Source organism: Coprococcus sp. OM04-5BH, from assembly GCF_003482105.1.
In the GTDB taxonomy this organism is placed as follows: Bacteria; Bacillota; Clostridia; order Lachnospirales; family Lachnospiraceae; genus Coprococcus.
Genome location: NZ_QULM01000006.1, coordinates 143,503 through 166,503 on the forward strand (window position 1 = coordinate 143,503; position 23,001 = coordinate 166,503).

Below are 23,001 nucleotides of genomic sequence, written 5' to 3' on the forward strand. Positions count from 1 at the left end.
ATTATATACATTCAACAAATCATAACATGGAGGCTTAATTATGGCAGACACATTCAAAATTAAAGATGCACCAATGCTTGGCTATCTGAACAAAGATTTTGAACTTTTCTACATATGCGAAGAGTCTCTGCCGGATTTCAGCTACCATTATCATGATTTTTATAAACTTCTTATACACATGCAGGGAGATGTTTCCTATCATATAGAAGGCAAGGAATACGCGCTCCAATCGGGAGACACTCTGCTGATAAGTCCCGGTGAGATCCATAAGGCCGAATTAAAAAAGGCATGCTGTTACGAACGTATCATCGCTTACATCTCCGAAGAATTCTTCAAGCACGAGGAAGCATTTAATGTGGATCTGAAACAATGCTTTGTACTGGCCTCGGAAAACAAATCCCATGTGGCAAGGTTTACCAAGTCATCCGGCTCTCTATCCCAGATAGTCCGGGTGTTAAAGTCGTGCTTTTTCTCAAAGGATTTCGGAAGTGAACTGCTAAAAAAAGTTAAGCTTGAGGAATACATGATCATACTAAACCGCCTCCTACTGTCAGACAATGATACATTTATAAGTGCCACCAGCAATCCTAAAGTAATTGAGGCCCTGGATTATATCAACAACAACTTGAACAAGGAGTTATCCATTGAAAGCATTGCCTCAAGTCTGTATGTCAATCCATCATACCTTATGCACTTATTCAAAGACGAAACCGGCTATACCATTGGTCGCTACATCAGCGAGAAACGGCTCTTCCTTGCAAGCCAGTACATTGCAAACGGCAAGACCATGACCGAAGCCTGCTATCTGTCCGGTTACCAGAACTATGGTACCTTCTACTATGCCTATAAGAAAAGATATGGTGTCTCTCCCAAAAATCATTAATTCCTGCACAGAAACCTTGTGTCACCAAAGGAAACCACATCACCAACCTTAATACAGACTGCCTCTCCCGGTGTCAACTCATTACCATTAATCTTTGTTCCATTGGTAGAACCCAGGTCTATCACTTCGATCCAGTCACCGCGCCATATAAGTTCCGCGTGTCTCCTGCTTACTCCATCGTCATGTATCACATGGTCACATTTGCTGACACTCCGCCCAACTGTTATTATCCGTCCACAATTTCTTATACTATTGTGGCCCGAGCGGTCTGACTCAAGACTCTCAAGATACATTTCCTGCGGTCTTTGTCCCGTAAGTATTGTCGTGCCAATGTCTGATTGCGCTTCATTAAGTACTATTGTACCAATGTCTGATTGTGCTTCATTAAGTACTATTGTACCAATGTCCCTGGGAGCAACATCCGAAACTACACTTGAAACAGTATTAACATTTCCGGTCTGTAATACCATACCCTGTTCTTTCCTTTTCATTCCTGTGTATATCCCTACTTCCGTAGCCATAAGGAAAACTGTAAACATTAAGTCTCTCATATATTCAGTATGCCCGTTCCCCAAAAACTGTACCGATGCCAGAACCATGCCGATCACTCCTGTTATAATGATTCCCACCTTAAGCAGACCACAGTAATCCAATGTCACTCTCCGGCTTTTCTCCGTTTCTTCTGTAGCTTTGCCAAACACCTCATCCATTAATTTCCACCTGTCCTTTTCTTTAGAACCTGGATGACCATTGATATAACCTGCATGATCCTTTATATATTCTTCACTCTCTCCCTCATTTACAACAGCTTTAGCAATCCTATGCGAATCCAGCTCATCATACACCGGGGTATCATCATGTTGATTCCGGGAGGTATATGCCACAATTCCATTACGCGGATTTTTTTGATCACCACCCGACTTCACGCTTATATTATATCTTTCCACATAATTCAGGATTTCCTTCATATCTACTTTATCAAGTGCAACAATATTATAGAGATCATAAACTATATCGAGTCCTTCTTTATCCCGATGAAATACATTCTGAAGTATATCCTCCAGAAGCCTCCTAAGCTGCTTCGGCAACGATTGATTATATCCTTTTACATAAGCAAATCTGTACTCTGATTTCTTTTCATCATAATATATGTATTTGCTCTCAAGAACCAGATCTGTGGCAGCAAGCATATAATCGTCCAGTTCAAATACCAGTTCACCAATGGTTTTTATGAATTTCAGTATAGCCTCTGCCGTCATATTGGGAATGATATCTGTCATTGTCTCAAGCCCATTTATATCAAAGAAAATCATTTGCTTTGCGTCCAACTGCCGGAATTCAAAGGGCAGTATGGCACTGATATCATTGCTTTTTAACATTTTCATCTCAAAACATCCCATATCAAGTTCAATTCCACTTACAGCCATATAAGTGTTCAGTCCATCATTAAAAATGCTCGCATCAATGCTCGTATTCATCCCATTATCCGGTATAATTTTCTCTGTATGCTTACTCACCCCTTCACTGTGAGTATTCTTCTCCATACATCTGCCACCTCCTCAGGTTATTGCTGGTATCCCTTATTTCCTGTGCCCCTTCTCTTTCCCTTCTTGAAGAACTGTTCTTTGACACCATAAACATTCCCGGGCAATCTGTACTATAGCTTAACGAAAACCTATAATCTCCGCTTTTAAAGCCCTTAACATTCTGAATAGGACCTGCTATCCCCGGTGTTTCGTCAAACAATGCCTTTACTTCAAGATCTGACGCCATAGTCATGTCGTTTTCCATGTCAGCCTGCATTACCGAGGATAAATCCTCACCGGAAGCAATATACACCTCCTTGGTATACATGGTCGAATAGGCTATCCCCATGGTTATAGCATCATTTATACATATTACAAACAAGTTAATAGCAAAGAATACCACACATATAACTATGGGACACACAAAGCACATCTCCACTGCTATTGAACCTTTATTAATTTTGTTATCTTTTTCTTCTATATTTAGAAATATTTTTTCTTTAATTCTTGTAACAGCATTCAACATAAATCCTCCTCCCAATTATTGAAAATCAGCCTATTAAAAATTTGCTATCACCCACCGCACTTCGAACAATATGGCAGCTCTGTCTCGCTTTTCTTCACCCTGTACACTGTCCGCTTAAGTCCGGAACAAGCCAGGGAATTATGATATCTGTCACCGTAGTCTGTCACATACACTGTCTGCCTGCCTCCACTTCTCTTAACACACAATTCACAGGGAGAGTATGCCCCCTTAACAGACTCCAGGGAGGCTTCCCTGATAGACAGCTTAATATATGTACAGTGTCTTGACTTATGGCATACCGTACCATTTTCTGCTATATACACATAAGGATCCTGTTCATTTCCCGCTTCCTCATCAACAAGCCTCCCTACATATGCCTTCTGCCTTAGCGACTCTGTAACAGGAATATTCACCGACCCAAATAACGGAACATCCACCTTGAGATCATAGGCACAATCCATATATACATATCCATCACTTTCATCATAATATGCTCTGATAAATACAATCCCTGACCTGCCTCCAAGGACATAACTGTCGACGTTTTCTTTGTCATCAAGATAGTCTCTGAACTTTAAAGCTGCAGCACCGATATTTATAGCATTCTGACCATCACCCCTGCCATACAAATATTGATACTCTCCCAAATACTCTCCGGTCTCCATAAAAGCCTCATAGATAACCGCCTTTGTCTTCATGCTTCCTGCCATGGAATACACTGATAGCATTGCAAATATAAAGATTGGCAGAACCAGAGAGGCCTCTACCGTAACACTGCCATTATTTTTTCCGGTAAAATCAATCACCAGTTTCCTTAGGCATTTTATTATTGTCATTCTCCGGTCGTTCCACCTCCTTTTGAAATACTCTTCCGGGCGCTGCCGGTACATACCCTCCACTACCGGATTTACAATCCTATAAATATTTTGTTTTATAATTAAGATTGCCTGGAGAAGCCGCGCTATTGCGTAAAAATTTTTATATCCGGACATGGAGAGCATGTACCAGCAGTGCCCTGTAAACTTTTATTATGCATTAAATTTTTCCGGTCACCTGATTCTGATTATCTTTACCTAATATCCCCCGTATATACTGTTGTCATACTGATAGGCACCATCCCATATGCTGATCCCTTTACTGCTTAAAAATGCGTCAAATAAAGGCTCTCCCTCTACTGATATCTGGGTTTCAAACGAATATATACAATTCTTCATGAGAAAATCCGGCTGGTTTCTTCTGACATTTAATTGCATAACATCACACATTCTCCAATAAATGTCCTTGTACTTTTCTGCCAGAAATATCATAAGAAAATCCTCATAATCAAGACTGTCCCTGCCTTCATAATTAATATTCTCCACGTTCTTTAAGTTTCCCAGCTTTTTGAAGTCTGTCTGCCATGTTTCAGCCTTCTTCACATATGAGATACTGTTCCCCGCAAGAAGCGACTTCACCTCCACCAGAGTTTCAGCGTATGACCAGCATGCCACCAGAAAATATTTTGCCATTCCGTATGTGACAAATGGCAATAATGATATGAACACCGCCACAGGTTTTATCTGAGCAAGCCTTTTTGAATCATTTAGAAGAAATGCCATATTGAAGCCTATCCTGTGCATTATCAGTCTGTTGACCACAGCTTTCAGATTATCATAATCATTATCCTTACCGGCTATCAGATACTCAGTTTCCAGCTCAAATACTCCGTTTTTCTCCTCGCTGGTGTAATTCGCAAATGTATCAATGGCATAGGCGATCCCATAATATCCCTCTGCCAGAGTGGTCACGCAATCAGATGTGGAGGTCTTAAGTGTCTCTTCTATCCTGTCTATGTCATTAAAATTGGTATCTACCTCCCGGACATCATCTTCCTCGGTTCTTCCCTTAGATGGAAACAATGAGGTGTCCATCTGAACATTTGACGGTAATGTATCATCCGGAACAACAACGCTGAGGACACCACCTATAGTAGCATTTCTCACTGCACCTCTTGGGTCACCGGTACTCATCTTATTGCTGTCACTTTCTTCATTACTTCCATTCTTCACAGAGTCCGACACATCCCTTGTAGGATCCTCATTGTCACTTATTATGTTTATGATCCGCTCCGCACCATCTAACTCTGTCCGAAGCTTCATGTACTCTGTTATCTCTCGTTTCAGAACTTCACAGTCATTGTCAAGTACATCTGTGGTTTTTCCCAGACGTACATCCTGAACATTGAAATCACTGCCAAGAGTATGCTCCAGATATTCGCTGATCTGCTCCTCTATCTCACCTTCGCCTGCACCTCCATAGGTTTTATCCAACAGCAGCAGATGATAATCCTCAAATAATTCTGCCACATAGTCCGCCTTTATACTTTCAGTTGCGCCCTTTGACGCCTCCGCCACCTTTGCACGTCCCATATACGCATGAGTGATCTCTACTGCTGTCAGACCTAATATAAGCAAGCTAATAAGGAGAAGACTGAGAAACACTGTAATATTCCCCTTATTATTCACCATCCGATTTCCTCTTAATAAATTTTTTTTGCCGAATTGCCTATAGAATCCCAGATATTATTTACAAGACCTGTAATCTGTTCCTGAAATATAAGAACCATTGCTATAAGCACGACTATGATAAGCAATATTTCTACCACGCCCATTCCGGACTCTTCATGGATAAACCTTTTTACATGACCTATTATTCTTGTCATTTCATACCTCCTTAATATTGGTACGTCTCACCAAGTAATGGTGTACCATCATTTTTTCATGTGTCATTCGACACCTTCTGATCAAAAACTAAGGAAAGCAGGAAGGACTACTATCACCATAACCACAGAAAGCATAAGGATCATTGGCAGAAGCAGCTTGGTACCTGCTTCCTCCCCCTTCTTCCTGGCAAACTCTCTCTTCTGCAGCAGGGCAGCCTCTTCCTCTCTTCGTAGCATAAGAAGAATATCTTTAGTTCCCTTTCTTATATTCTGGGAAAGCAGCGAAGCAAGCTTCATATATGAACCTAAATTTATTCTGGCGCCAAGCCTTGAATACCCTTCCGCCTCCGGCAAGCCCGAATTAACCTCATTCAACATATACTTAAGCTCACTGATAAGATATTTAGATATTTTATTGTTGCTGTCTTCTGTAACAAGCTTTGTAAGAGCCCCCTTTACTGTCAGTCCGGCTTCAAGATAAAGCAGAAGCTTGTCTATAAGAACAGGATAAGTCAACATGAGCTCATCATTTCTTTTTTTTGCCTTCTCTTTTAACTCATCCTTCTGCCGCCTTATCATGAGAATTGAAAGCATTACCCCAAGTCCTGCTATAACCAGTGCATTGTTTCCCTTGTTCTTATTTGAGATTTCGTGGCCATTCACACTCCTTGGCAAGGTGACCACTTCTTCATCACTGCTGTTTACTATATCCTCCACCGTCTTCTTTACCTCATCCAGTTCAGGATTATCACTCACAGTTATATCTGTCCCTATGCGGATGGGATATTGTCTCACAGCAGAATAATCGTTGTACTCAAGCTTTGCGGTAAGATTCACAAGAGTTCCACCTGTGCTGTTTCCACTATCATCCACTGCATTTATAACTCCTGATGCACTGACTACATTGTAGTCATCACTGACCCATGAAACCTCAAGTCCAAGCTCCGGGATCTCCGTCACCAGATCAAGACTCTCAGTCACCCAGTCTGCCCCAGTATTTTCTCCAAGATAAGTTTCATCTATATACTGAAATCCCCGGTCAAATACCTCCATAAGCTGACCCTCGTCATAGGAAAGCGGTCCTACATCAAAATCCATATGGTAAATATGATCTGCAATTTCAACCGCCACAGTGTATGTCTTAGTGGTGCCACCATAACCGTTCTTCTTAACCACCACGTTCTCATCCTTCACAACACTCTTTACAATAAATACAACTGATAAGATCACCGTGATCGCAAATATGATCATGAGCCTGCTGATAACTTCCACATAATACTCCCTGCACAACCTTTCAAGCTCTCTCTCAGAAACAATATTAACCTTTCTCAGACCGATTTTTGTGTTCTCCACATTCAGATGACCTGCCAGTCTGTCATAGATTGCCCCTGCAATCGCTGTTACTTTTTTCTTCACTCTATACCTCTATCTTCACCAATCTGCTTCCCCATATGTAGGCTGCATAGATTAACAGCAGCGCAACACTCATTACAACAATGCCAACAAAATTCCCATACAATCCACTTATATATGTCTCATTTGTCAGTCTCAGATACATGATTATCCCAAAGGGCATAAGACACATGATCCTCTGCTCAAGTCTCTTCCCCGACACCATTGTATCTATTTCATTTTCTATATCACCCTTCCGGGTAATGTTATCTGTCATACGTTTGATTATCCGTATGGTATCCCCTCCGGATTTCTTACCTACTGATACCACCTGTGCAAATTCCACTATCTCAAACACACCGGATCTGTCTCCTAGATCTGCAAATAACTCTACCGGGTCAACATTCATATCCAACCCTTTTTTCATCCACAAAATCTCCTGACACATATAACATTTGTCTCCAAAGAGACTGTTCATTTCATCGTATGAATTTATCATTGATTTCTCCAATGAATAACCTGCACTCATATTCGCCGCAAGAGACACCATCAACTCCTTAAATTCAAGCCTGAGGGTCTTCTGTCTTTTTTCTTTTAAAGCTACTCTTTTATTCTTAAGAAGCACTATTATTGCAGGACTTAGAAAAATCATTGGAATTAATGAATTAAAAAAAAGAATACTAATAAGAACAAGTCCTGTCATATAAATTAAAATATATCTTACATACTCCGCCGGAGTCATCTTATATATCCTGTAATCAATTATTGATATTTCACCTCCGTGATACTTTTATCTTTAATGTTTTTCTGACTTCATGTATCCTTATTATCGTGTATGTCAAATACTCCCGCCGCCATAAGCTTTCCTGTGTTATACAGATCGTTCAGCTTCCGTAACTCTCCCACTACATGACCATCCACACAGCTTTCCTCTTTAAACTCATAAATCTTTCTTAACTTGATATTTTCACCCTCCATACCTATCACCTCGCATATCTCCAGTACCTTCCTGCTCTTGTCTCTTAATCTTCCCAGATGGATTATGATATCCACCGCCGACGCTATCTGCTGTTTAATAGCAACAAGAGGCATGTCCATCCCCATAAGCACCATGGTTTCAAGCCTTATAAGCATATCCTCACAGGAATTTGCGTGAGCGGTTGACAGACTCCCATCATGACCGGTATTCATGGCAGTAAGCATGTCACAGGCTGCTGCGTCTCTTATCTCACCCACCACGATCCTTGAGGGTCTCATTCTGAGGCTGCACTTTATCAGATCTCTGATAGTCACCTGATTCCTGCCCTCAACATTGGCATTCCTTGCTTCAAGACTGACCAGATCCGGCAGATTGATCAGCTTCAACTCCGCTGAGTCCTCTATAGTTATCACTCTTTCGTCCTCAGGTATATACGCTGAAAGCCCGTTAAGGAATGTGGTCTTTCCTGAACCTGTGCCGCCTGAGATCATAATATTGTACCCTGCTACCACCAGCTTTCTGAGAAATCCTGCCACCTCTGTACTTAATGCTCCAAGCTCTATGAGCCTGTCCATTGTCATAGGCGTCTTTGAGAACTTTCTTATGGTCATTGTGGGCCCATTAATGGCAATTGGCGGAAGCACAATATTAACTCTTGAACCGTCAGAAAGCCTTGCATCTACAATAGGTGACGCTTCATTTACTATCCTGTTACAGCCTGAGACAATTATCTGGATTATAGCAGCCAGTCTTTCCTCACTTTCAAACTGTGCCACAAGCTTTGATATCCTGCCATTTCGCTCTATAAAGATATCCCTATAGCCATTTATCATTATCTCTGTTATGCTGTCATCCTCCAACAGCTCCGACAATATATCAAGCCGCCTTAAGGAATTAAACAGTTCCTTCTTGAACTCAAGCTTCTCGTTAAGCCCCATAGTACTCATTGCGTCAGAGCTAACTATGCACCTGTCAATAATATCTTTTACGTCCCTGTCCTCTATGTCCACAGCCATATCCATCATTGACAGTACATTCTTCTTAACCTGTAATTTTTCTTCACTATTCATATTTATACACTTACTTCATTTGTACACATACCTGTCTCATCTAATCTATCTATACATGTACCTATTACTGCTAATAATACTTGTACCCATAAACATGTTCTTGCCTCACAAAACCTCTTACACATTCAACCCATCCACAAGCCTGAGCATTTCCGGTTCCTCAAACTCACAGTCAGGCACATTCACCCTTGTTATAGCCCTTCTGGTCTTGTCCATATGCTTCCGCTCCAACATGGCATCAAAGGCATCAAGCTTTCTTATGGATATTGTGTCATTTAACACCGGCATAAATATCCTGTGGAAGCACCGGAATATCTCCACATCCGACAGTGCTCCGCCACCTATGTCAAATACTATGGTGGTATATCTGCCCCACTCCACAAGCCTGTCTATGAACCAGGAAAAATCCTCCCGTTCCATCTCTCTGATATCCTGATATGACAGTGCCGATCTTATCATTCCCATGTTACTGCCTTCAACTGTCTCTACACTTCCTTCAAGAAAATCCACCAGTCCGTCGGATCTGCTCTTAACCAGAAACATAATATCCGCCATGGTATTCACGTCCCTGTAACCGTATTCCTCACATCCTATATATAAGCCTCCACGAACCTCATCATTGCTGCACAGTGCCATAGCGAGCTTTGTCTTGCCGGATCTCCCTACAGGAGAAACTACTGCATACACCTTATAGAGCTTGTCCTTAAGGGTATTCTCCGAACCCACTATAATGGAATTTAATGTCTTTATTATGCTGCTGACCTTCTGATATTTATATATACTTATATACCCCGGTTCCGGCTCTACCATCGGCTCATCAGTCATGTATATGAGCCTTCCACCATAACTGTCCCTGTCTGTCGCATCCAATCGGAAACCCTCAGGAACCATAAGCAGATCCAGGGTTCCTGTTTCAAGATATTCCATCAGTGCCTCCTTTGCAGAAAATGCAATAGCAATGAAGCAATTACTCATATCACTGTTTATCTGTGCCATAAGTCCCAGCATATAGTTATTCTCAATCTCACATATCCCAACCTTAAACTGCTGCATCTGACCCAACTATCCCAAAGCAGTAGATCATCATTCCGGCCATCACTGCCAGGGAAAAATGTATCCTCCTTATCTTTTTTACTAAATATCCGAACAATCCTATTACGCTTCCGGCAAATATGCTGTATATCACAATCTCCGCTATCCCCCGCCCCATAAGACCTCCGATCACTGTCAGTAGCTTTATGTCGCCTGCCCCCATTCCTCTGATTAGAAATAGTATTACAAGCCAGGCTATAGGTGTCACTGCTCCTAAGGCAAATTGCTTTATACCGCCTAAAATCCCAAATTCTGTTATATTGCACAACACCCCGCATATTAAACCAACAACTATCAGCCTGTTTGGTATTCTCCACCATTTCAGGTCACATACCACCGCCGCAATAGTAATGATAAATGCAATATATATGCCTATCCTTCACACCTCTTTTCTGTTATGTATTTTGTTCCCGCCATCAGCGTAGCCATAGATTAACACCATGAAAAAGTCTTGTAAATAGCCGAATCCCCCATTAATCAAACCATAGTCAATCACTATACGCTTTGTATTATTTGACTATTTTTAATAAGTCAAATAATACACGCAAGCATATTGCACTTGACTCGTTGCCATAATAAAAACAGGCACCTGCCCATAAAGCAAATGCCTGTTTTCTGATTTTTTATTATTAAATTACGAATATAATTTCACAAATTGTATGATGACTTAATTTAGATATCCTTGCCGTTCCAGCAGTATGTGCAGAGCTTATCCTCCGGTATTCCGACTGCTGCCAGCATGTCATCAAGTCTGTTGTATCTGAGAGATGTGAAGTTAAGTTCCTTTCTGATCTCCTCAACCATAGCCTCATACTTTGGCGAATCCGGATCAGCGTACTGCTGTAATACATCATCGGATACATCCTCTGTTCCCTCAAGTCTTGCGATCACACGTCTTGTGATAAGATCCATCTCTGATGATGAACGTGAGAAGTTGAGGAATTTGCATCCATATACAAGTGGTGGGCACGCAGGTCTGATATGAACCTCCTTGGCACCGCTCTTGTAAAGGAACTCTGTGGTCTCCCTAAGCTGTGTTCCACGAACAATAGAATCATCTATAAGAAGAAGCTTCTTACCTTTAATAAGATCATGAACTGCTATAAGCTTCATCTTGGCGATCATATTACGCTGGCTCTGGATGGTTGGCATGAAAGATCTAGGCCAGGTTGGTGTGTACTTGATAAATGGTCTTGAAAATGGTATTCCGGACTCATTTGAATATCCTACCGCATGGGCTGTACCTGAATCCGGCACTCCGGCTACGATATCCGGTCTTACATTATCCCGCTTTGCAAGATTTTTACCGCAGTTATATCTCATCTGCTCAACACTGACACCCTCGTAGGAGCTTGAAGGATAGCCGTAGTATACCCACAGGAATGTACAGATCTTCATCTTGTCCCCGGGTGCCACCAGGGTCTTGCAGCTATTTTCATCTACAACAACGATCTCTCCGGGACCCAGCTCCTTGTAATTCTCATATCCCAAATTCTGATATGCAAATGACTCAAATGACAGACAGAAAGCTCCGTCCTTCTTTCCTATTACCAGAGGCGTACGTCCGTATTTGTCCCTGGCGCCATATATTCCCTTTGGGGTAAGAACCATCAGCGTAAGGGAGCCGTCTATAAGCTCCAGTGCGTAGTTTATACCGTCAATAAGGTTCTGCTTCTGGTTGATTATTGCCGCCACAAGCTCTGTGGGATTGATATCTCCACCGCTCATCTCAAGGAAGTGAGAATTATTATTTGTAAATATTTTCTCAACAATCTCATCTGTATTATTGATCTTACTTACAGTAGTAATAGCAAATGTACCATGATGGGAACGCACTATAAGTGGCTGTGGCTCATAGTCTGAAATACAGCCTATACCATAATTTCCCTTCATTTTCTGCATGTCCTTATCAAATTTAGTCCTGAATGGTGCATTCTCAATGTTGTGAATAGCCCTGTCAAAGCCCTTTTCGCCATAAACTGCCATTCCACCACGTCTTGTACCTAAATGTGAGTGATAATCTGTTCCAAAGAATAAATCAAATAAACAATCTTCCTTAGAAGCTACGCCAAAAAATCCGCCCATTTCATCCTCCAATGTAATAAGTAAAATTATTAAGTTTCATAATTACGGTTAAATTTTTCTTAATAAAATTAAGTCAGAACAACCTTTCCTATTGTAACAAGGCGAAAAAATTTACGCAATAACAAATTTCACTTTCGTATACTGTACCAATTTTGAAGACGTAATATGACTATTTTTATACTTATTTCCAATAGTCGGGAGTAACATCCCTGCCCATATCCTGAAGCATTTTCCTGTCACTTCTTATTGTGGCGCATGCAACTGTTGTGAGCATGTTACCTGTTATGGTTGCCGAGGCTCCGGACTCAAATGCGGTCTCGCCGTCATTTGTAAGGAGGGCACGGCCTGCCGCAAGTCTGATATTTGCGTCCGGATTGATATATCTGAAGAACGCAATGGTCCTTAAAATATCGTCCTCAGTAAGCTGCTCCTGATTCTCAAGCGGGGTTCCCTTTATAGGCATAAGGGCATTGATAGGGATTGAATCTATGCCAAGCTCTGCAAGACTTATTGCCATGTCAAGCCTGTCCTCCCATGTCTCGCCCATTCCGATGATACCGCCGGAGCATGCACACATTCCCTCTTCCTTGACCATTTTCAGTGTCTCGATCTTCATATCATAGGTATGTGTGGTGCAAATATTCGGGAAATTTCTTCTTGATGTTTCTATATTATGATGGTAGCTTGTAACACCTGCCTCGTGAAGTCTGTGAAGCTGCTCTTTTGTAAGGAAGCCCATGGACGCACAAAGGTCTATTTTGCACTCTTTCTTCATGGTCTCGTATGCGTGGATCGCCTTCTCGAATTCTTCTCCTGAAAGTGCTCTTCCGGCAGTTACTATTGCAAATCTGTTGACACCCTCGCTTTCATTCATCTTACATGCTTCAAGGATCTTCTCCTCAGGAAGGAAATCGTAGATATCACATGCTGTATGATTATGAGCTGACTGGGCACAGTATTTGCAGTCTTCCGGGCAGCGTCCGCTTCTTCCGTTTATGATTGAACAAAGGTCAACTTTTTCTCCCACAAATGCTTCCCTGATCTTATCTGCACCCTGGCACAGCTCCTTGAGATCACATGTAAGAAACATGTTCAGGTCATCTTCTCTTGTTATTCTTCTTCCTCCGATTATTTCATCTGCAAGCTTTAACATATCCATGTCTTTTTGTCCTCCGTGTTGCTTTTTATTTTGGCAAATGTGTTTTGGTTTTTGTTTGTTTTAATCTGTAATTGATAATTTATCGCACTTTCTTATTAAGATAAAACATGAGGGGATAAATGTCAACCTAGCATTGTTGAGCCGAGTTTACATTTCTATAATTGTAACCTTAAATTTCATGTAAACATACAAATTGGGAGGCGTTGAAAAAAGTATATCAATTTATGTTGTAATAAAGGCTTTAATGTGTGACACAAATACGTCACAGCACATGGATACAGTTTTTGTGATAAGGAAAATATTAGGTTTTGATTTTTAGAGATCAATAAACTATAATTTAAGGATGATCAAGTATGATTATGAGTGCGTTGATCAAAATAATTTTTCAAATGAAACTCAAGAATTACATAAATAAAATATGAAAGAAGGCTTGACTAGAAATTATGAAAAATGAAAATAAAACGTCCAACACTTTATTGAAATATCTCCTGATAACTCTCCTTATATGCTGTATTATCTCCGGCATAACCGGGATAATCATTGGCTGTATAAGGAATTCGGAAAAAAAGTCATCCGGAGATAGCAAGGGTAATGGAAACGGCTATAGTGAAGTGGCTGCTTCTACGGAGGATCCTCAGGATACTACCGAACTTACCACCGAGGCCACAACAGAAGTAACCACAGAGGAAGAGGTTGATCCTGTGATAGTTGTTCTTGATCCGGGGCACGACTCGGAATATTGTACCAGAAATCATCCCCAGCTTGGCATGAATGAACAGGACCTTAACCTGACTATTGCCCTGGCATGCCGCGACAGACTTGAGCAGTACAAGGGAATAAAGGTATACATGACCCGTGAGGACGGCTCCTGCCCGGATCCCGAAGACAAGGGTGACAAATGCATAGAGGTAAGAACCGGAATTGCTACTGATCTTAATGCTGACCTTTTCGTTGCCATCCATTGTAATGGCTCAACAGGTGTGCTTGGAGACTCTCCGGAAGGTTCAGAGGTATATGTGCCCAATTATTCTGCATACACAGAGGATATGACAAAACTTGGCAATATCATAGGTAATAATCTCTCTTCTATGGATATTAAGTTTAATGGTGTCAAGGTTCGAACAAAAGCAGAAAAGGGTGTATATGACGATGGCTCAACCCAGGACTGGTACTACCTGATAAGCTATAGCGTAGAAGGTGGTCATCCGGGAATAATCATTGAGCATGCATACATGGACAACACTCACGACAACGAAATCCTGAAAAGCGAAGACAATCTGAAGAAAATGGGTGAGCTTGACGCAGACGCAATCGCAGAGTACTACGGTCTTGAGCTAAAACAATAAAACATAATAAATTAAGCACCGCATATACAAACATATAAACAAGCAAATATATACAACCCATATACATACAATCTAAAAAGAGACTGGTTTCATGTTACTAACACAAAACAGTCTCTTTTTTCAATCTATAACTCATCAAAATTCGAAACCTGTCTATTTTATTCAATCTCTGAATCACCCAAACTCAAAGAACTTAATTATAGTAGATATGGCTTCCTCCATATGCCTTGGATCCCTGAAACGGTGCTCCGCTCCCTCCACCGGAAGGAACTCGATCACATTGTCCTCAGCGAATTTCTTTACAACATCAAAGGACACGATCTCATCGGCTGTGCCCTGGATAATGTAAATATCATCGGCATAATCAAAGAACTCGTACTTTGTAATATCATTTTCCCTAAGAGAGTCCAGGAATTTCATGCCAATCTTGATCTTCCGGTCAAAGCCCACAAGGACTTCCTTTCCCTTTTGAAGCTTCTCATAATCCCCGGCGTTCATTATCCTGTCGGTCATGGACCGGTAGATGCTTATTGCCGGGCTTCTAAGGGCAATCTTCTTGAATGGATTTCCATGCTCGATAATATATTTTAAGAAAAGATAACCGCCAAAGCTTGTGGCATATACGAAGAGCTCCGGCGAGTCGTATTTCTCCTGAATATACTCCATCACCAAGCTTATATAGGTATCGCAGTCTTCAAGGGTCAAGGTCTTCCTTACGTCATTTCCATGACATGGAAGATTGAAGGTAACTACCGCCTTTCCCTTGTATTTTGATATTACTCTCTCGGCAAATTTCTCCGCAGCCTTATTGTCCATATGGCCGCCAAAGCCGTGTCCGAAGAGAACCACCTGCTTTACATTTTTCAGATCACCATAATATATCTTTGCTCTGATATTATATCCATCTTTATTCACTTCAAAATATCTGTTGTTCATATCCGTTCCTCTAAGCCGCTGTCCATAAAACTTCATTTAGTCTTTATTCTATATTAATTCAGCTTTATACTGTCTATATTCCACCGCAAATAATATTTTACAGCTTTATTCTATCCATATCCCACTGCAAATAATATTTTACCGCCCTATTATATGCCAACATCCGGATACTATCAACCGGATTTTCTCCAATACTTTTCCTGAGGATCAGTCGAACATGATACTTAAAAGTCCTCTTCCGTCAGCTTCCTCAACATAATAATTTCCGCCATCGGACACTATGGATGAATCAAGCATTTGCTCACTCTTAAGTTCATTTGCTCTGGTAATGGTTATTAAAGAAATGATCTTTCTCCTGTTGATCTCTGACTGAGGTATTGAATACTCCACATTAAACAGTGTATGTCTGCCCTTCCTGCGACAGGTGATCCTCATCCACGGTGTATCATCAATATTCTTACCCGACTGTCTTTGATGTTTTGACTGTCCCTGCTGTTTTGAGTGTTCGTCTTGCTCTGAGCGTTTTTTCCTTCTGTACTGCCTGCTGCTTCTGTCCATAAGCTCATCTATGACCTTTTTAAGGACTGAGGTGTATCTGTCTATAGCTTCAATATTTTCCCTTGACTGCTCTATGATATGCTCAAGAATGATCCCCCTGTCATCCGCCTCACGGAATATAAGAGAGATAAACATATCGAACTTGGCGTCCCCTGAAAATGACAGTTCTGCATACTCGCTGTGCTTTGCTAACAGATCCAGCATACCGCTTCTGGCCTCGGTGTTCTGGTCATTTTCAGCTAACAGCTTTATTACCTGAAGCTCCTTGTTCAGATCATGCTTTATCTTACTGAGTTCCTTGTTCTTCTCTACAGCCTCCCTGTAATTCCTGTCTAAAAGCTCCAGAGTCCTTCGCTTCTCCTCCTGCTTTCTCACAACATATATTCGTTTCTTAAGGCTGCTGCTAAAGGCGGCCAGTCCAAGCACTATCAGAAGATCCGCCACTGTTATGATTATTATGCTCCAGGTACTATTCTTCACTTCTATACTTCTGTAGACATCCATTGGGATCAGCGTACAACAATATATAATATAGATTATCCTCCATATCCTGTCACTGCCCCTGTAATTTCTCGGGAAAATCTTTCTGTATACCATAGCACACAGCCAGGCTGACAGTACAAACAATACTCCTCCCAGCACATAGTCAGATGGATCACTGAACATCCTGTCCGGATCCGGCACTGAAAAGGCATATAATGTCCCCGGGAACGGGCTTGCAATAATATATATGACTAATGTGTTAAAACGAGATAAAATCACATATAAAATCATACTAAAAAAAACAGGTCCATCAGTACATAAAAGAGCGACAACATAAATCATCACCAACTGTATGATAGTTGAGATCACAAGCAGAGAATTGTTATCAGTTACCAGCGCATATGAATTAATTCCCTGTTCCACGCCACATACCACAAATGTAAATATGTAACACCAGACATTCCTTTTAAATTGTGTACCCTTTGACCATATAATTGTCGCCTGTATTCCAAGAATTATACCGAACACCACGCCAAAGGCTGCTGCTCTTGACATATTTTCCTCCATATCTGACATGACAGAATAATCCCTGCCATAATTTCATCAGTTATTCGTATTAAACATAATGGTAAGAAGTCCTCTTCCGTCCGTTTCCTCAAGGTAATAATTACCGCCATCTGCCACTATAGACGAATTCATGAGTCCCTCACTCTTAAGGGACGCCGCCTTGGAGATGGTTATCCATGAAATGATCCGGGCTTTTCTTATCTGTGACTGATCAACTGAATATTCCACATTAAACAGAATATGCTTACCCTTCTTACGGCAGGTGATCCTCATCCACGGTTTATCATCGGCAATAACTTTTTTCTTCCTGTAGGTTCTGCTGCTCCTGTCCATGATCTCATCTATGACCTTTTTAAGGACTAAGGTGTATCTGTCTATAACTTCAATATTCTCCTTTGACTGCTCTATGATATGCTCAAGGACAATGCCCTTCTCATCTGCCTCACGGAATATAAGAGAGATAAACATATCGAACTTGGCGTCCCCTGAAAATGACAGTTCTGCATACTCGCTGTGCTTTGCTAACAGATCCAGCATACCGCTTCTGGCCTCAGTGTTCTGACCATTTTCAGCTAACAGTTTTATAACCTGAAGCTCCTTGTTCAAGTCATGCTTTATCTTCCTCAACTCTTTGTTCTTTTCTACCGCTTCCTTGTAGTTCCTGTCAAGAAGCTCCAGAGTTTTCCTTTTCTCCTCCTGCTCTCTCTTGACGCGGACACGTTCAGTGACTGTTATGGCAAATACAACACCTGCAAACGCCATAAGTGATGTCATAAACAAACGTCCTATAACCCAACTGTTACTTTCCCTTAGCACATCTACTCTGACCAGATATGAATACACGACATATACAGACCATAGTGCACATATGATCATAAATAAACGCTCATTATGCTCTCTCTTCCGTCTGAACAGCCTGGCATATATGGCAAGGCATATCCATGTTACTACCAAAAAAATTCCTATTCCAAACAGGCACTCCGGCAGATGATCCACTACGTTCTTCGCCTGGTAGGTGGTCATTACATAAAAGATCTCCGGCATGGGTCTGACCACAATATATAGCACTAATGTGTTCACCTGTTGTAACAGATAAACCATCATCAAGTTGAAATAGCTTGGTTTCTCGGCAAATCCTCTGTCGATTATAAAATATGATACCCAGTTCGCAAAGGCTCCGATCATCAGCAGTGTCAAGCTTCCGGAGCTGTTTACCGAATACATATTAAGAAAACATCCCGCTTCAAGTAATACAACTGATATGATCCACGCTGACGCCTTTCTTTTAAGTGGATCTGCCTTGGCAAATGCCATCACACTTGCTATTGCCGACGCCGTTCCAAATAATAATGAATGTAATACTGCCGTTGACATATCTGCCCCTCCCTTCTATCCTGTCGATTATGCTAAACCTGCTATACATAACTTAAGCGCACACAAGACGTATGCGCTTTTATTCGTATGGCACAACTATATCCACCTTAAATCTCTCACCGAGATCAGTGAAATTAACCGTACCCTTATATCTCTCCACAAGCTCCTTTATTATCTGAGTGCCGAAGCCGTGCTCACTCTTGTCCTCTTTGCTGGTAGCCAACTTCCGATCCAGTGGCTTCTCCGATCTCAGCTTGGAATTGGTGGCTGTAATGTGAAGCACCCTGCTGTCCTTGCATTTTACATTCTCAAGGACAAATGAAATAAACGAGCCGCCAAGCTTCTCCGCCGCCTCAACTGCATTATCCAGAATATTCTGGGCAAGTCTTACAAGATCCATATCCTCCATGGGAAATCCCGGCTCGAGTCTTGCAATATTAAGGTCAAGTCTTATGGACTTCTCCTGACACAGGCTTTCCTTAATCGTCAACACTGCGTCCAAGTACATATTTCCCGAATAGGTATTTATCCTGTCATGGGCATATCCGTCTCTATCATCACCTAAAGCTGCATCTGCCTCCGTCCCCTGTTTAAAATAACTGTCCCTTAAGCCCTCAAGAATCTCATTTGCCCGCATAAGCTCCTGATACTGGATCGCCTCAGCCGAAACAAGCTCCAGATCCGAGTCAGTACCAAGCAGCTTTTTCTTCTGTATGTAATTGACCAGACTGGCGATCATAAGTATTGCAAATATGACAATCGACCAGACACACAGTATGATTAACAGTTTCATATATCTCCCCTACATACGCTCCGCCCAATATTTCATATAGGCTTCCCTGAACTTCTCGAAATAGGTCTTGCCCATAGGAAGCTTGATGGAATCCACAAGCTCCAGCTCTTCCTTACCTATTGCTACCACCTTCTCAAGATTGACCACATAACTTCCATAACATCTCTGGAACTGATCCGGCAACTGTCTGTTGACCTCTGAAAGGGACAGATAGCAATTATATTTTCTCTTATCTGTGACAACCACTGTCTTTCTGCCCAGTCTCTCAACATAGATAATATCCTTCAGGTAAATAAATGCAGTGGTTCCGTCGGTGGTAAGCTGCAAGACCTTTTTCTCCCTGTCGGCCTCATACATCTTTCTCACCTTATTTATGGCTCTTGGAAGCATAACAGCCTTGTTCTTCTTTAGAACGAAATAACAATGTTCAATATCGTACACCTCAGGTGCATATTCCAGAAAATTGGTCAGGAAAATGATATAACATTCCGGTGCATATTTGTTTATAAGGGCACCCAGTTTTATTCCGTCGTAATCTCTTCCCACAAAGTCTATATCCAGAATAAGTACGTCACGATCAAATATATCCTGCTTAACAGCCTTTCTTATATCCTCGGGAAAGAACAAAGTAACCTCGTCCTCTTCTTTCAAATTACAGTTGTTATACAAACAATTTTTCGTCTCTTCCTGTTCGTCTTTTACGTCATCGCAAATACCAATTCTCATATATTTCACTCCCCATTTTTTACATTATCTATTCAAAATCCACTTTTAAGACGTAGATCCTCAAAGATATGCAATCACCTATTTCTATGCATATTCCGGGCATACGGGTGCACACCCCGGCAGATATTCCGCATATAACTTCTGATTACTGTGTGACAACCAGGTATAAAAATCAGAAGGATCTAATTATAATATGCTACATTATATAATAACCTTCTATGTAGCATCGCACATAACATTATACAATGGGTGTTTATATAATAAAAGATGTAATTTGGATTTTTTTGTCGAAAAATTGAATTTTTCGACGCAAGTGACGACAATTATGACGTCATAATCTGTTTTTGAATATATTTCCGGAATTTTCACAGTATAATTCACAAAAAACACAACAGGATATCAATATAACTCTCTGTTGTGTTTATATGATATCCTGTTTTATTTTAGTTTTATTTTAGTTGTATTTTAGTTATATTTTTGTTGCACTTTCTGTTCTACGTCATTTACGTCTTCCCAACAGATAATTATTCTGCTGTGTTTTTTATCATATTTTAAGGTCAAACATCTCACGGCAGATAAGCCGTCCGGCTTCGGTTCTGAATATATTATCATATGAGGCTTTGACGCTTTCCTTTGACAGTCCGTCCTCATACATATTTACAAGGAAATCCGCTTCCACAAGTATCTGATAATCTATAGCGTCTATATTGTTATAGGTATGATGATGGGCTATTAGATACTGAACCCTCTCTGATACCCGCTCCGGATATCCAAGCTCCGCAAGAAGTGCCTTCGCCAGAGCCGGTCCCTCCTTCTCCTGTAATTTGCCACTGCAATCTCCGTACTTCTCCTCACAAAGATGTATCCCTATATCATGGGTAAGTGCCGCTGTTTCAATGATGAACCTGGTATCATCATCCACCCCCTCCATCTCCGCCATCAGTTTCGCATAGCTGTGAACCTTGCAGAAGTGCTGTATCCTTTTGGGGTCACCGGCGTATAGTTTTATCATTTGCATGTGTAGGGTGTTTAACATGGGTAGCTCCTTTCTTTTCTATTTACTACTGCCTTGTTAATAGGCAGATCATTTCCGTGTACACCATTCCGACGGACCTGTTTTCAAATATTTGTTGAACAATACTTCGAGTACGCTGATTGACAACCAATCATAATTATGATATTATCCATACAAGAAACGAAGTTTACTACCGTACAGTTTTTACTCAAGCGGCCTGCTCGTTTCTTTTTTTATTGTTACAATATCATATAAATACAATTTACCATTTTCATCTCGTCTGACTAATATACGAGCTCGAAAAATATTATATTTCTCTAATTCCCCCTCTTCATTGTAAACCGGAATTCCAAAACGAGTTGTATAACGATACCAACCAAACTTAGCTTTGTCTCCATGTCTATTGTTATAATCAGGAAATTTCGTTTTATCAGTTGCTATTTCAATCAGCTTATCGATTGCAGTAACTGCATTCGCTTTTGCTTTTTCATTGGCACCTTTTACTTCCTTTGTATCCTTTGAATGAGCGAACTCATCCGGAAAATCAGTGCCAATATACACTTCTTCCGAACTTTCTAATATTTCAAAACATTCCCCAACATATTGTTTTAAATACATTTCGATTTCATTCCAATCAATGCTTCTTCTAGACTTATATCTAACGTCATTAATCAAAACAATACTTTTGCCATTCTCATCCTTAATAATCGAAATTTTCCGTTCTTGTTTATCATTATTCTCATTACATCTAATACTATAATAATAAGCAATTACTCTTCTTTTAATAGCGGCAGAAGAACTATTAATAATCTCCATAACCCGCTTATCTTCCGTAATATATTCTGCTGTCGGAAGCATATTAATTTTATCTTCCTCATCGCAAAGTAAATCTACAAGCGACATATCAAGTGCCTTGCATATAGCAACCAATTTATCTGCCTGCGGATTAATCTTCTTTTTACGCCAGTCACTGATCGTACTTGTAGCAATACCGGTTCTTCGCGATAATTCAATCTGACTCATGTGTAATTCTTCAAGTCTTGCAAAAATCTTTTCATATATACTCATAATGCGTCTCTTTATTTCCGATTTTTCGGATATTGTATCATATGTCTTCTAAAATATCAACACCACCTTATTCCGATGGACATGTTTTCGAATATTTGAATTGACAAATAACATTTCATATAATATCATCATCTCACAAAGAAATGGGTTTTTGTCGTGTACAGCCTTATGGCTCAATCGGGTTGCTCGTTTCTTTTTTATTTTTCTGACATCATATAAATACATTTTCCCCAATTATTCGTTTTATTGGCTATATTACAGTCTCATTTTCTTTGTGCTCATTTACAGAAATATTTCCTGTCAAGTCCTCACCAATCTTGTAAGTGGATAACTTATCGATTGCCATTTGAACCTGAAACTCATTTAATTCGATCTCAACATCGTAAATATTTCCGCTTCTTGGCAGTCTGACATGAATAACTGCAAAATGCTGATACTCCTCCGTATTATAAATTCCCTCCTCGTACTTCTTAAGGCGTACTATTTTTCTTGATATTCCCTCGACCAACCGATAATCTATTGCATATATTTTTTTCTCTGTGAACCCGTGTAAATGTGTAGTTTCAAATGCTAATGCATTTGTTTTATAGAAAAGCATCTGACTTTTTAAATATGACGCTTCAAGCTCTTCATAATCAATATCACCCTTCAACCACTTCCGTACCGGCATTCCTATATACAGTGAAAACTCCAGCCAAAACAGGAATCCGAACAGGCAAAGT

General features: G+C 40.6%; 21 protein-coding genes and 1 pseudogene. 2 read left to right on the plus strand and 20 right to left on the minus strand.

Features of this window, described 5'->3' with window-relative positions:
• Positions 1 to 40 precede the first annotated feature (40 nt).
• On the plus strand, positions 41 to 883 hold the full coding sequence (locus DXB54_RS10895) for an AraC family transcriptional regulator (protein WP_021937960.1): 843 nt from the start codon (positions 41 to 43) through the stop codon (positions 881 to 883).
• On the opposite strand, the gene DXB54_RS10900 is transcribed toward DXB54_RS10895, so the two are convergent.
• From DXB54_RS10900 to bioB, 12 genes are all read right to left on the minus strand, one after another.
• The gene (locus DXB54_RS10900) at positions 880 to 2,427 is read right to left on the minus strand and encodes a DUF6382 domain-containing protein (protein WP_118695190.1); all 1,548 of its coding nucleotides are present in this window, start codon (positions 2,425 to 2,427) and stop codon (positions 880 to 882) included. The genes DXB54_RS10895 and DXB54_RS10900 overlap by 4 nt on opposite strands.
• On the minus strand, positions 2,405 to 2,935 hold the full coding sequence (locus DXB54_RS10905; RefSeq protein WP_118695191.1) for a hypothetical protein: 531 nt from the start codon (positions 2,933 to 2,935) through the stop codon (positions 2,405 to 2,407). Before DXB54_RS10905 ends, DXB54_RS10900 begins: the two co-directional genes overlap by 23 nt.
• Before the next feature lie 47 nt (positions 2,936 to 2,982).
• Positions 2,983 to 3,771 carry a hypothetical protein gene (locus DXB54_RS10910; protein ID WP_118695192.1) on the minus strand — a complete coding sequence of 263 codons (789 nt, stop codon included), beginning with the start codon at positions 3,769 to 3,771 and terminating at the stop codon, positions 2,983 to 2,985.
• A gap of 237 nt (positions 3,772 to 4,008) precedes the next feature.
• Positions 4,009 to 5,442: a DUF5702 domain-containing protein gene (locus DXB54_RS10915; RefSeq protein WP_118695193.1), complete on the minus strand. Its 1,434-nt coding sequence runs from the start codon at positions 5,440 to 5,442 to the stop codon at positions 4,009 to 4,011.
• Positions 5,443 to 5,453: 11 nt separating this feature from the next.
• Complete coding sequence (locus DXB54_RS10920) at positions 5,454 to 5,636, minus strand: Flp1 family type IVb pilin (protein ID WP_021937956.1); 183 nt, start codon at positions 5,634 to 5,636, stop codon at positions 5,454 to 5,456.
• Between the two features lie 81 nt (positions 5,637 to 5,717).
• Positions 5,718 to 7,052: an immunoglobulin-like domain-containing protein gene (locus DXB54_RS10925; protein ID WP_118695194.1), complete on the minus strand. Its 1,335-nt coding sequence runs from the start codon at positions 7,050 to 7,052 to the stop codon at positions 5,718 to 5,720.
• A 1-nt stretch (position 7,053) separates the two neighbouring features.
• Positions 7,054 to 7,770: a type II secretion system F family protein gene (locus DXB54_RS10930; protein WP_021937954.1), complete on the minus strand. Its 717-nt coding sequence runs from the start codon at positions 7,768 to 7,770 to the stop codon at positions 7,054 to 7,056.
• Between the two features lie 71 nt (positions 7,771 to 7,841).
• Entirely contained in the window at positions 7,842 to 9,077 is a 1,236-nt protein-coding gene (locus DXB54_RS10935; RefSeq protein WP_118695195.1) for a CpaF family protein, read from the minus strand.
• 117 nt (positions 9,078 to 9,194) lie between these two features.
• Positions 9,195 to 10,130 carry a hypothetical protein gene (locus tag DXB54_RS10940; RefSeq protein WP_118695196.1) on the minus strand — a complete coding sequence of 312 codons (936 nt, stop codon included), beginning with the start codon at positions 10,128 to 10,130 and terminating at the stop codon, positions 9,195 to 9,197.
• Entirely contained in the window at positions 10,117 to 10,545 is a 429-nt protein-coding gene (locus tag DXB54_RS10945) for a prepilin peptidase (protein WP_118695197.1), read from the minus strand. The genes DXB54_RS10940 and DXB54_RS10945 overlap by 14 nt, the downstream gene beginning before the upstream one ends.
• 296 nt (positions 10,546 to 10,841) lie before the next feature.
• On the minus strand, positions 10,842 to 12,254 hold the full coding sequence (locus tag DXB54_RS10950; RefSeq protein WP_021937950.1) for an amidophosphoribosyltransferase: 1,413 nt from the start codon (positions 12,252 to 12,254) through the stop codon (positions 10,842 to 10,844).
• Between the two features lie 181 nt (positions 12,255 to 12,435).
• Entirely contained in the window at positions 12,436 to 13,413 is a 978-nt protein-coding gene (gene bioB, locus DXB54_RS10955; protein WP_118695198.1) for a biotin synthase BioB, read from the minus strand.
• Positions 13,414 to 13,856: 443 nt separating this feature from the next.
• Between bioB and DXB54_RS10960 the strand changes: the two genes are divergently transcribed.
• Positions 13,857 to 14,759: an N-acetylmuramoyl-L-alanine amidase family protein gene (locus tag DXB54_RS10960; RefSeq protein WP_118695199.1), complete on the plus strand. Its 903-nt coding sequence runs from the start codon at positions 13,857 to 13,859 to the stop codon at positions 14,757 to 14,759.
• Between the two features lie 174 nt (positions 14,760 to 14,933).
• Here DXB54_RS10960 and DXB54_RS10965 read toward each other — a convergent pair whose 3' ends face one another.
• The 8 genes and pseudogenes from DXB54_RS10965 to DXB54_RS12005 all read right to left on the minus strand — a co-directional run.
• Positions 14,934 to 15,695, minus strand: a complete 762-nt coding sequence (locus DXB54_RS10965; RefSeq protein WP_158578239.1) for an alpha/beta hydrolase — start codon at positions 15,693 to 15,695, stop codon at positions 14,934 to 14,936.
• Between the two features lie 207 nt (positions 15,696 to 15,902).
• The gene (locus DXB54_RS10970; protein ID WP_158578240.1) at positions 15,903 to 17,291 is read right to left on the minus strand and encodes a hypothetical protein; all 1,389 of its coding nucleotides are present in this window, start codon (positions 17,289 to 17,291) and stop codon (positions 15,903 to 15,905) included.
• Positions 17,292 to 17,339: 48 nt separating this feature from the next.
• Positions 17,340 to 18,677, minus strand: coding sequence for a hypothetical protein (locus tag DXB54_RS10975; RefSeq protein ID WP_118695202.1), 1,338 nt, complete (start codon positions 18,675 to 18,677; stop codon positions 17,340 to 17,342).
• A 79-nt stretch (positions 18,678 to 18,756) separates the two neighbouring features.
• A complete protein-coding gene (locus DXB54_RS10980) occupies positions 18,757 to 19,470 on the minus strand; it encodes a GHKL domain-containing protein (RefSeq protein WP_118695203.1) in 714 nt (237 codons plus the stop codon).
• 9 nt (positions 19,471 to 19,479) lie between these two features.
• Positions 19,480 to 20,196, minus strand: coding sequence for a LytR/AlgR family response regulator transcription factor (locus DXB54_RS10985; RefSeq protein WP_021937943.1), 717 nt, complete (start codon positions 20,194 to 20,196; stop codon positions 19,480 to 19,482).
• A gap of 544 nt (positions 20,197 to 20,740) precedes the next feature.
• Positions 20,741 to 21,232, minus strand: coding sequence for an HD domain-containing protein (locus DXB54_RS10990; RefSeq protein WP_021937942.1), 492 nt, complete (start codon positions 21,230 to 21,232; stop codon positions 20,741 to 20,743).
• Positions 21,233 to 21,415: 183 nt separating this feature from the next.
• The gene (locus DXB54_RS10995; RefSeq protein WP_118695204.1) at positions 21,416 to 22,279 is read right to left on the minus strand and encodes a helix-turn-helix domain-containing protein; all 864 of its coding nucleotides are present in this window, start codon (positions 22,277 to 22,279) and stop codon (positions 21,416 to 21,418) included.
• Between the two features lie 250 nt (positions 22,280 to 22,529).
• Positions 22,530 to 23,001: pseudogene (locus tag DXB54_RS12005) on the minus strand (hypothetical protein); the annotation flags it as partial.

Excerpts from the sequence above, each read along its gene's own strand:
- DXB54_RS10935 (WP_118695195.1), bottom strand. The coding sequence starts at position 9,077 with ATGAATAGTGAAGAAAAATTACAGGTTAAGAAGAATGTACTGTCAATG.
- bioB (WP_118695198.1), bottom strand. The coding sequence starts at position 13,413 with ATGGATATGTTAAAGCTTGCAGATGAAATAATCGGAGGAAGAAGAATA.
- DXB54_RS10975 (WP_118695202.1), bottom strand. The coding sequence starts at position 18,677 with ATGTCAACGGCAGTATTACATTCATTATTATTTGGAACGGCGTCGGCA.
- DXB54_RS10995 (WP_118695204.1), bottom strand. The coding sequence starts at position 22,279 with ATGAGTATATATGAAAAGATTTTTGCAAGACTTGAAGAATTACACATG.
- DXB54_RS10985 (WP_021937943.1), bottom strand. The coding sequence starts at position 20,196 with ATGAGAATTGGTATTTGCGATGACGTAAAAGACGAACAGGAAGAGACG.
- DXB54_RS10920 (WP_021937956.1), bottom strand. The coding sequence starts at position 5,636 with ATGACAAGAATAATAGGTCATGTAAAAAGGTTTATCCATGAAGAGTCC.
- DXB54_RS10980 (WP_118695203.1), bottom strand. The coding sequence starts at position 19,470 with ATGAAACTGTTAATCATACTGTGTGTCTGGTCGATTGTCATATTTGCA.
- DXB54_RS10930 (WP_021937954.1), bottom strand. The coding sequence starts at position 7,770 with ATGACTCCGGCGGAGTATGTAAGATATATTTTAATTTATATGACAGGA.
- DXB54_RS10990 (WP_021937942.1), bottom strand. The coding sequence starts at position 21,232 with ATGTTAAACACCCTACACATGCAAATGATAAAACTATACGCCGGTGAC.
- DXB54_RS10895 (WP_021937960.1), top strand. The coding sequence starts at position 41 with ATGGCAGACACATTCAAAATTAAAGATGCACCAATGCTTGGCTATCTG.
- DXB54_RS10940 (WP_118695196.1), bottom strand. The coding sequence starts at position 10,130 with ATGCAGCAGTTTAAGGTTGGGATATGTGAGATTGAGAATAACTATATG.
- DXB54_RS10915 (WP_118695193.1), bottom strand. The coding sequence starts at position 5,442 with ATGGTGAATAATAAGGGGAATATTACAGTGTTTCTCAGTCTTCTCCTT.
- DXB54_RS10910 (WP_118695192.1), bottom strand. The coding sequence starts at position 3,771 with ATGACAATAATAAAATGCCTAAGGAAACTGGTGATTGATTTTACCGGA.
- DXB54_RS10970 (WP_158578240.1), bottom strand. The coding sequence starts at position 17,291 with ATGTCAAGAGCAGCAGCCTTTGGCGTGGTGTTCGGTATAATTCTTGGA.
- DXB54_RS10960 (WP_118695199.1), top strand. The coding sequence starts at position 13,857 with ATGAAAAATGAAAATAAAACGTCCAACACTTTATTGAAATATCTCCTG.
- DXB54_RS10905 (WP_118695191.1), bottom strand. The coding sequence starts at position 2,935 with ATGTTGAATGCTGTTACAAGAATTAAAGAAAAAATATTTCTAAATATA.
- DXB54_RS10950 (WP_021937950.1), bottom strand. The coding sequence starts at position 12,254 with ATGGGCGGATTTTTTGGCGTAGCTTCTAAGGAAGATTGTTTATTTGAT.
- DXB54_RS10900 (WP_118695190.1), bottom strand. The coding sequence starts at position 2,427 with ATGGAGAAGAATACTCACAGTGAAGGGGTGAGTAAGCATACAGAGAAA.
- DXB54_RS10965 (WP_158578239.1), bottom strand. The coding sequence starts at position 15,695 with ATGAACAACAGATATTTTGAAGTGAATAAAGATGGATATAATATCAGA.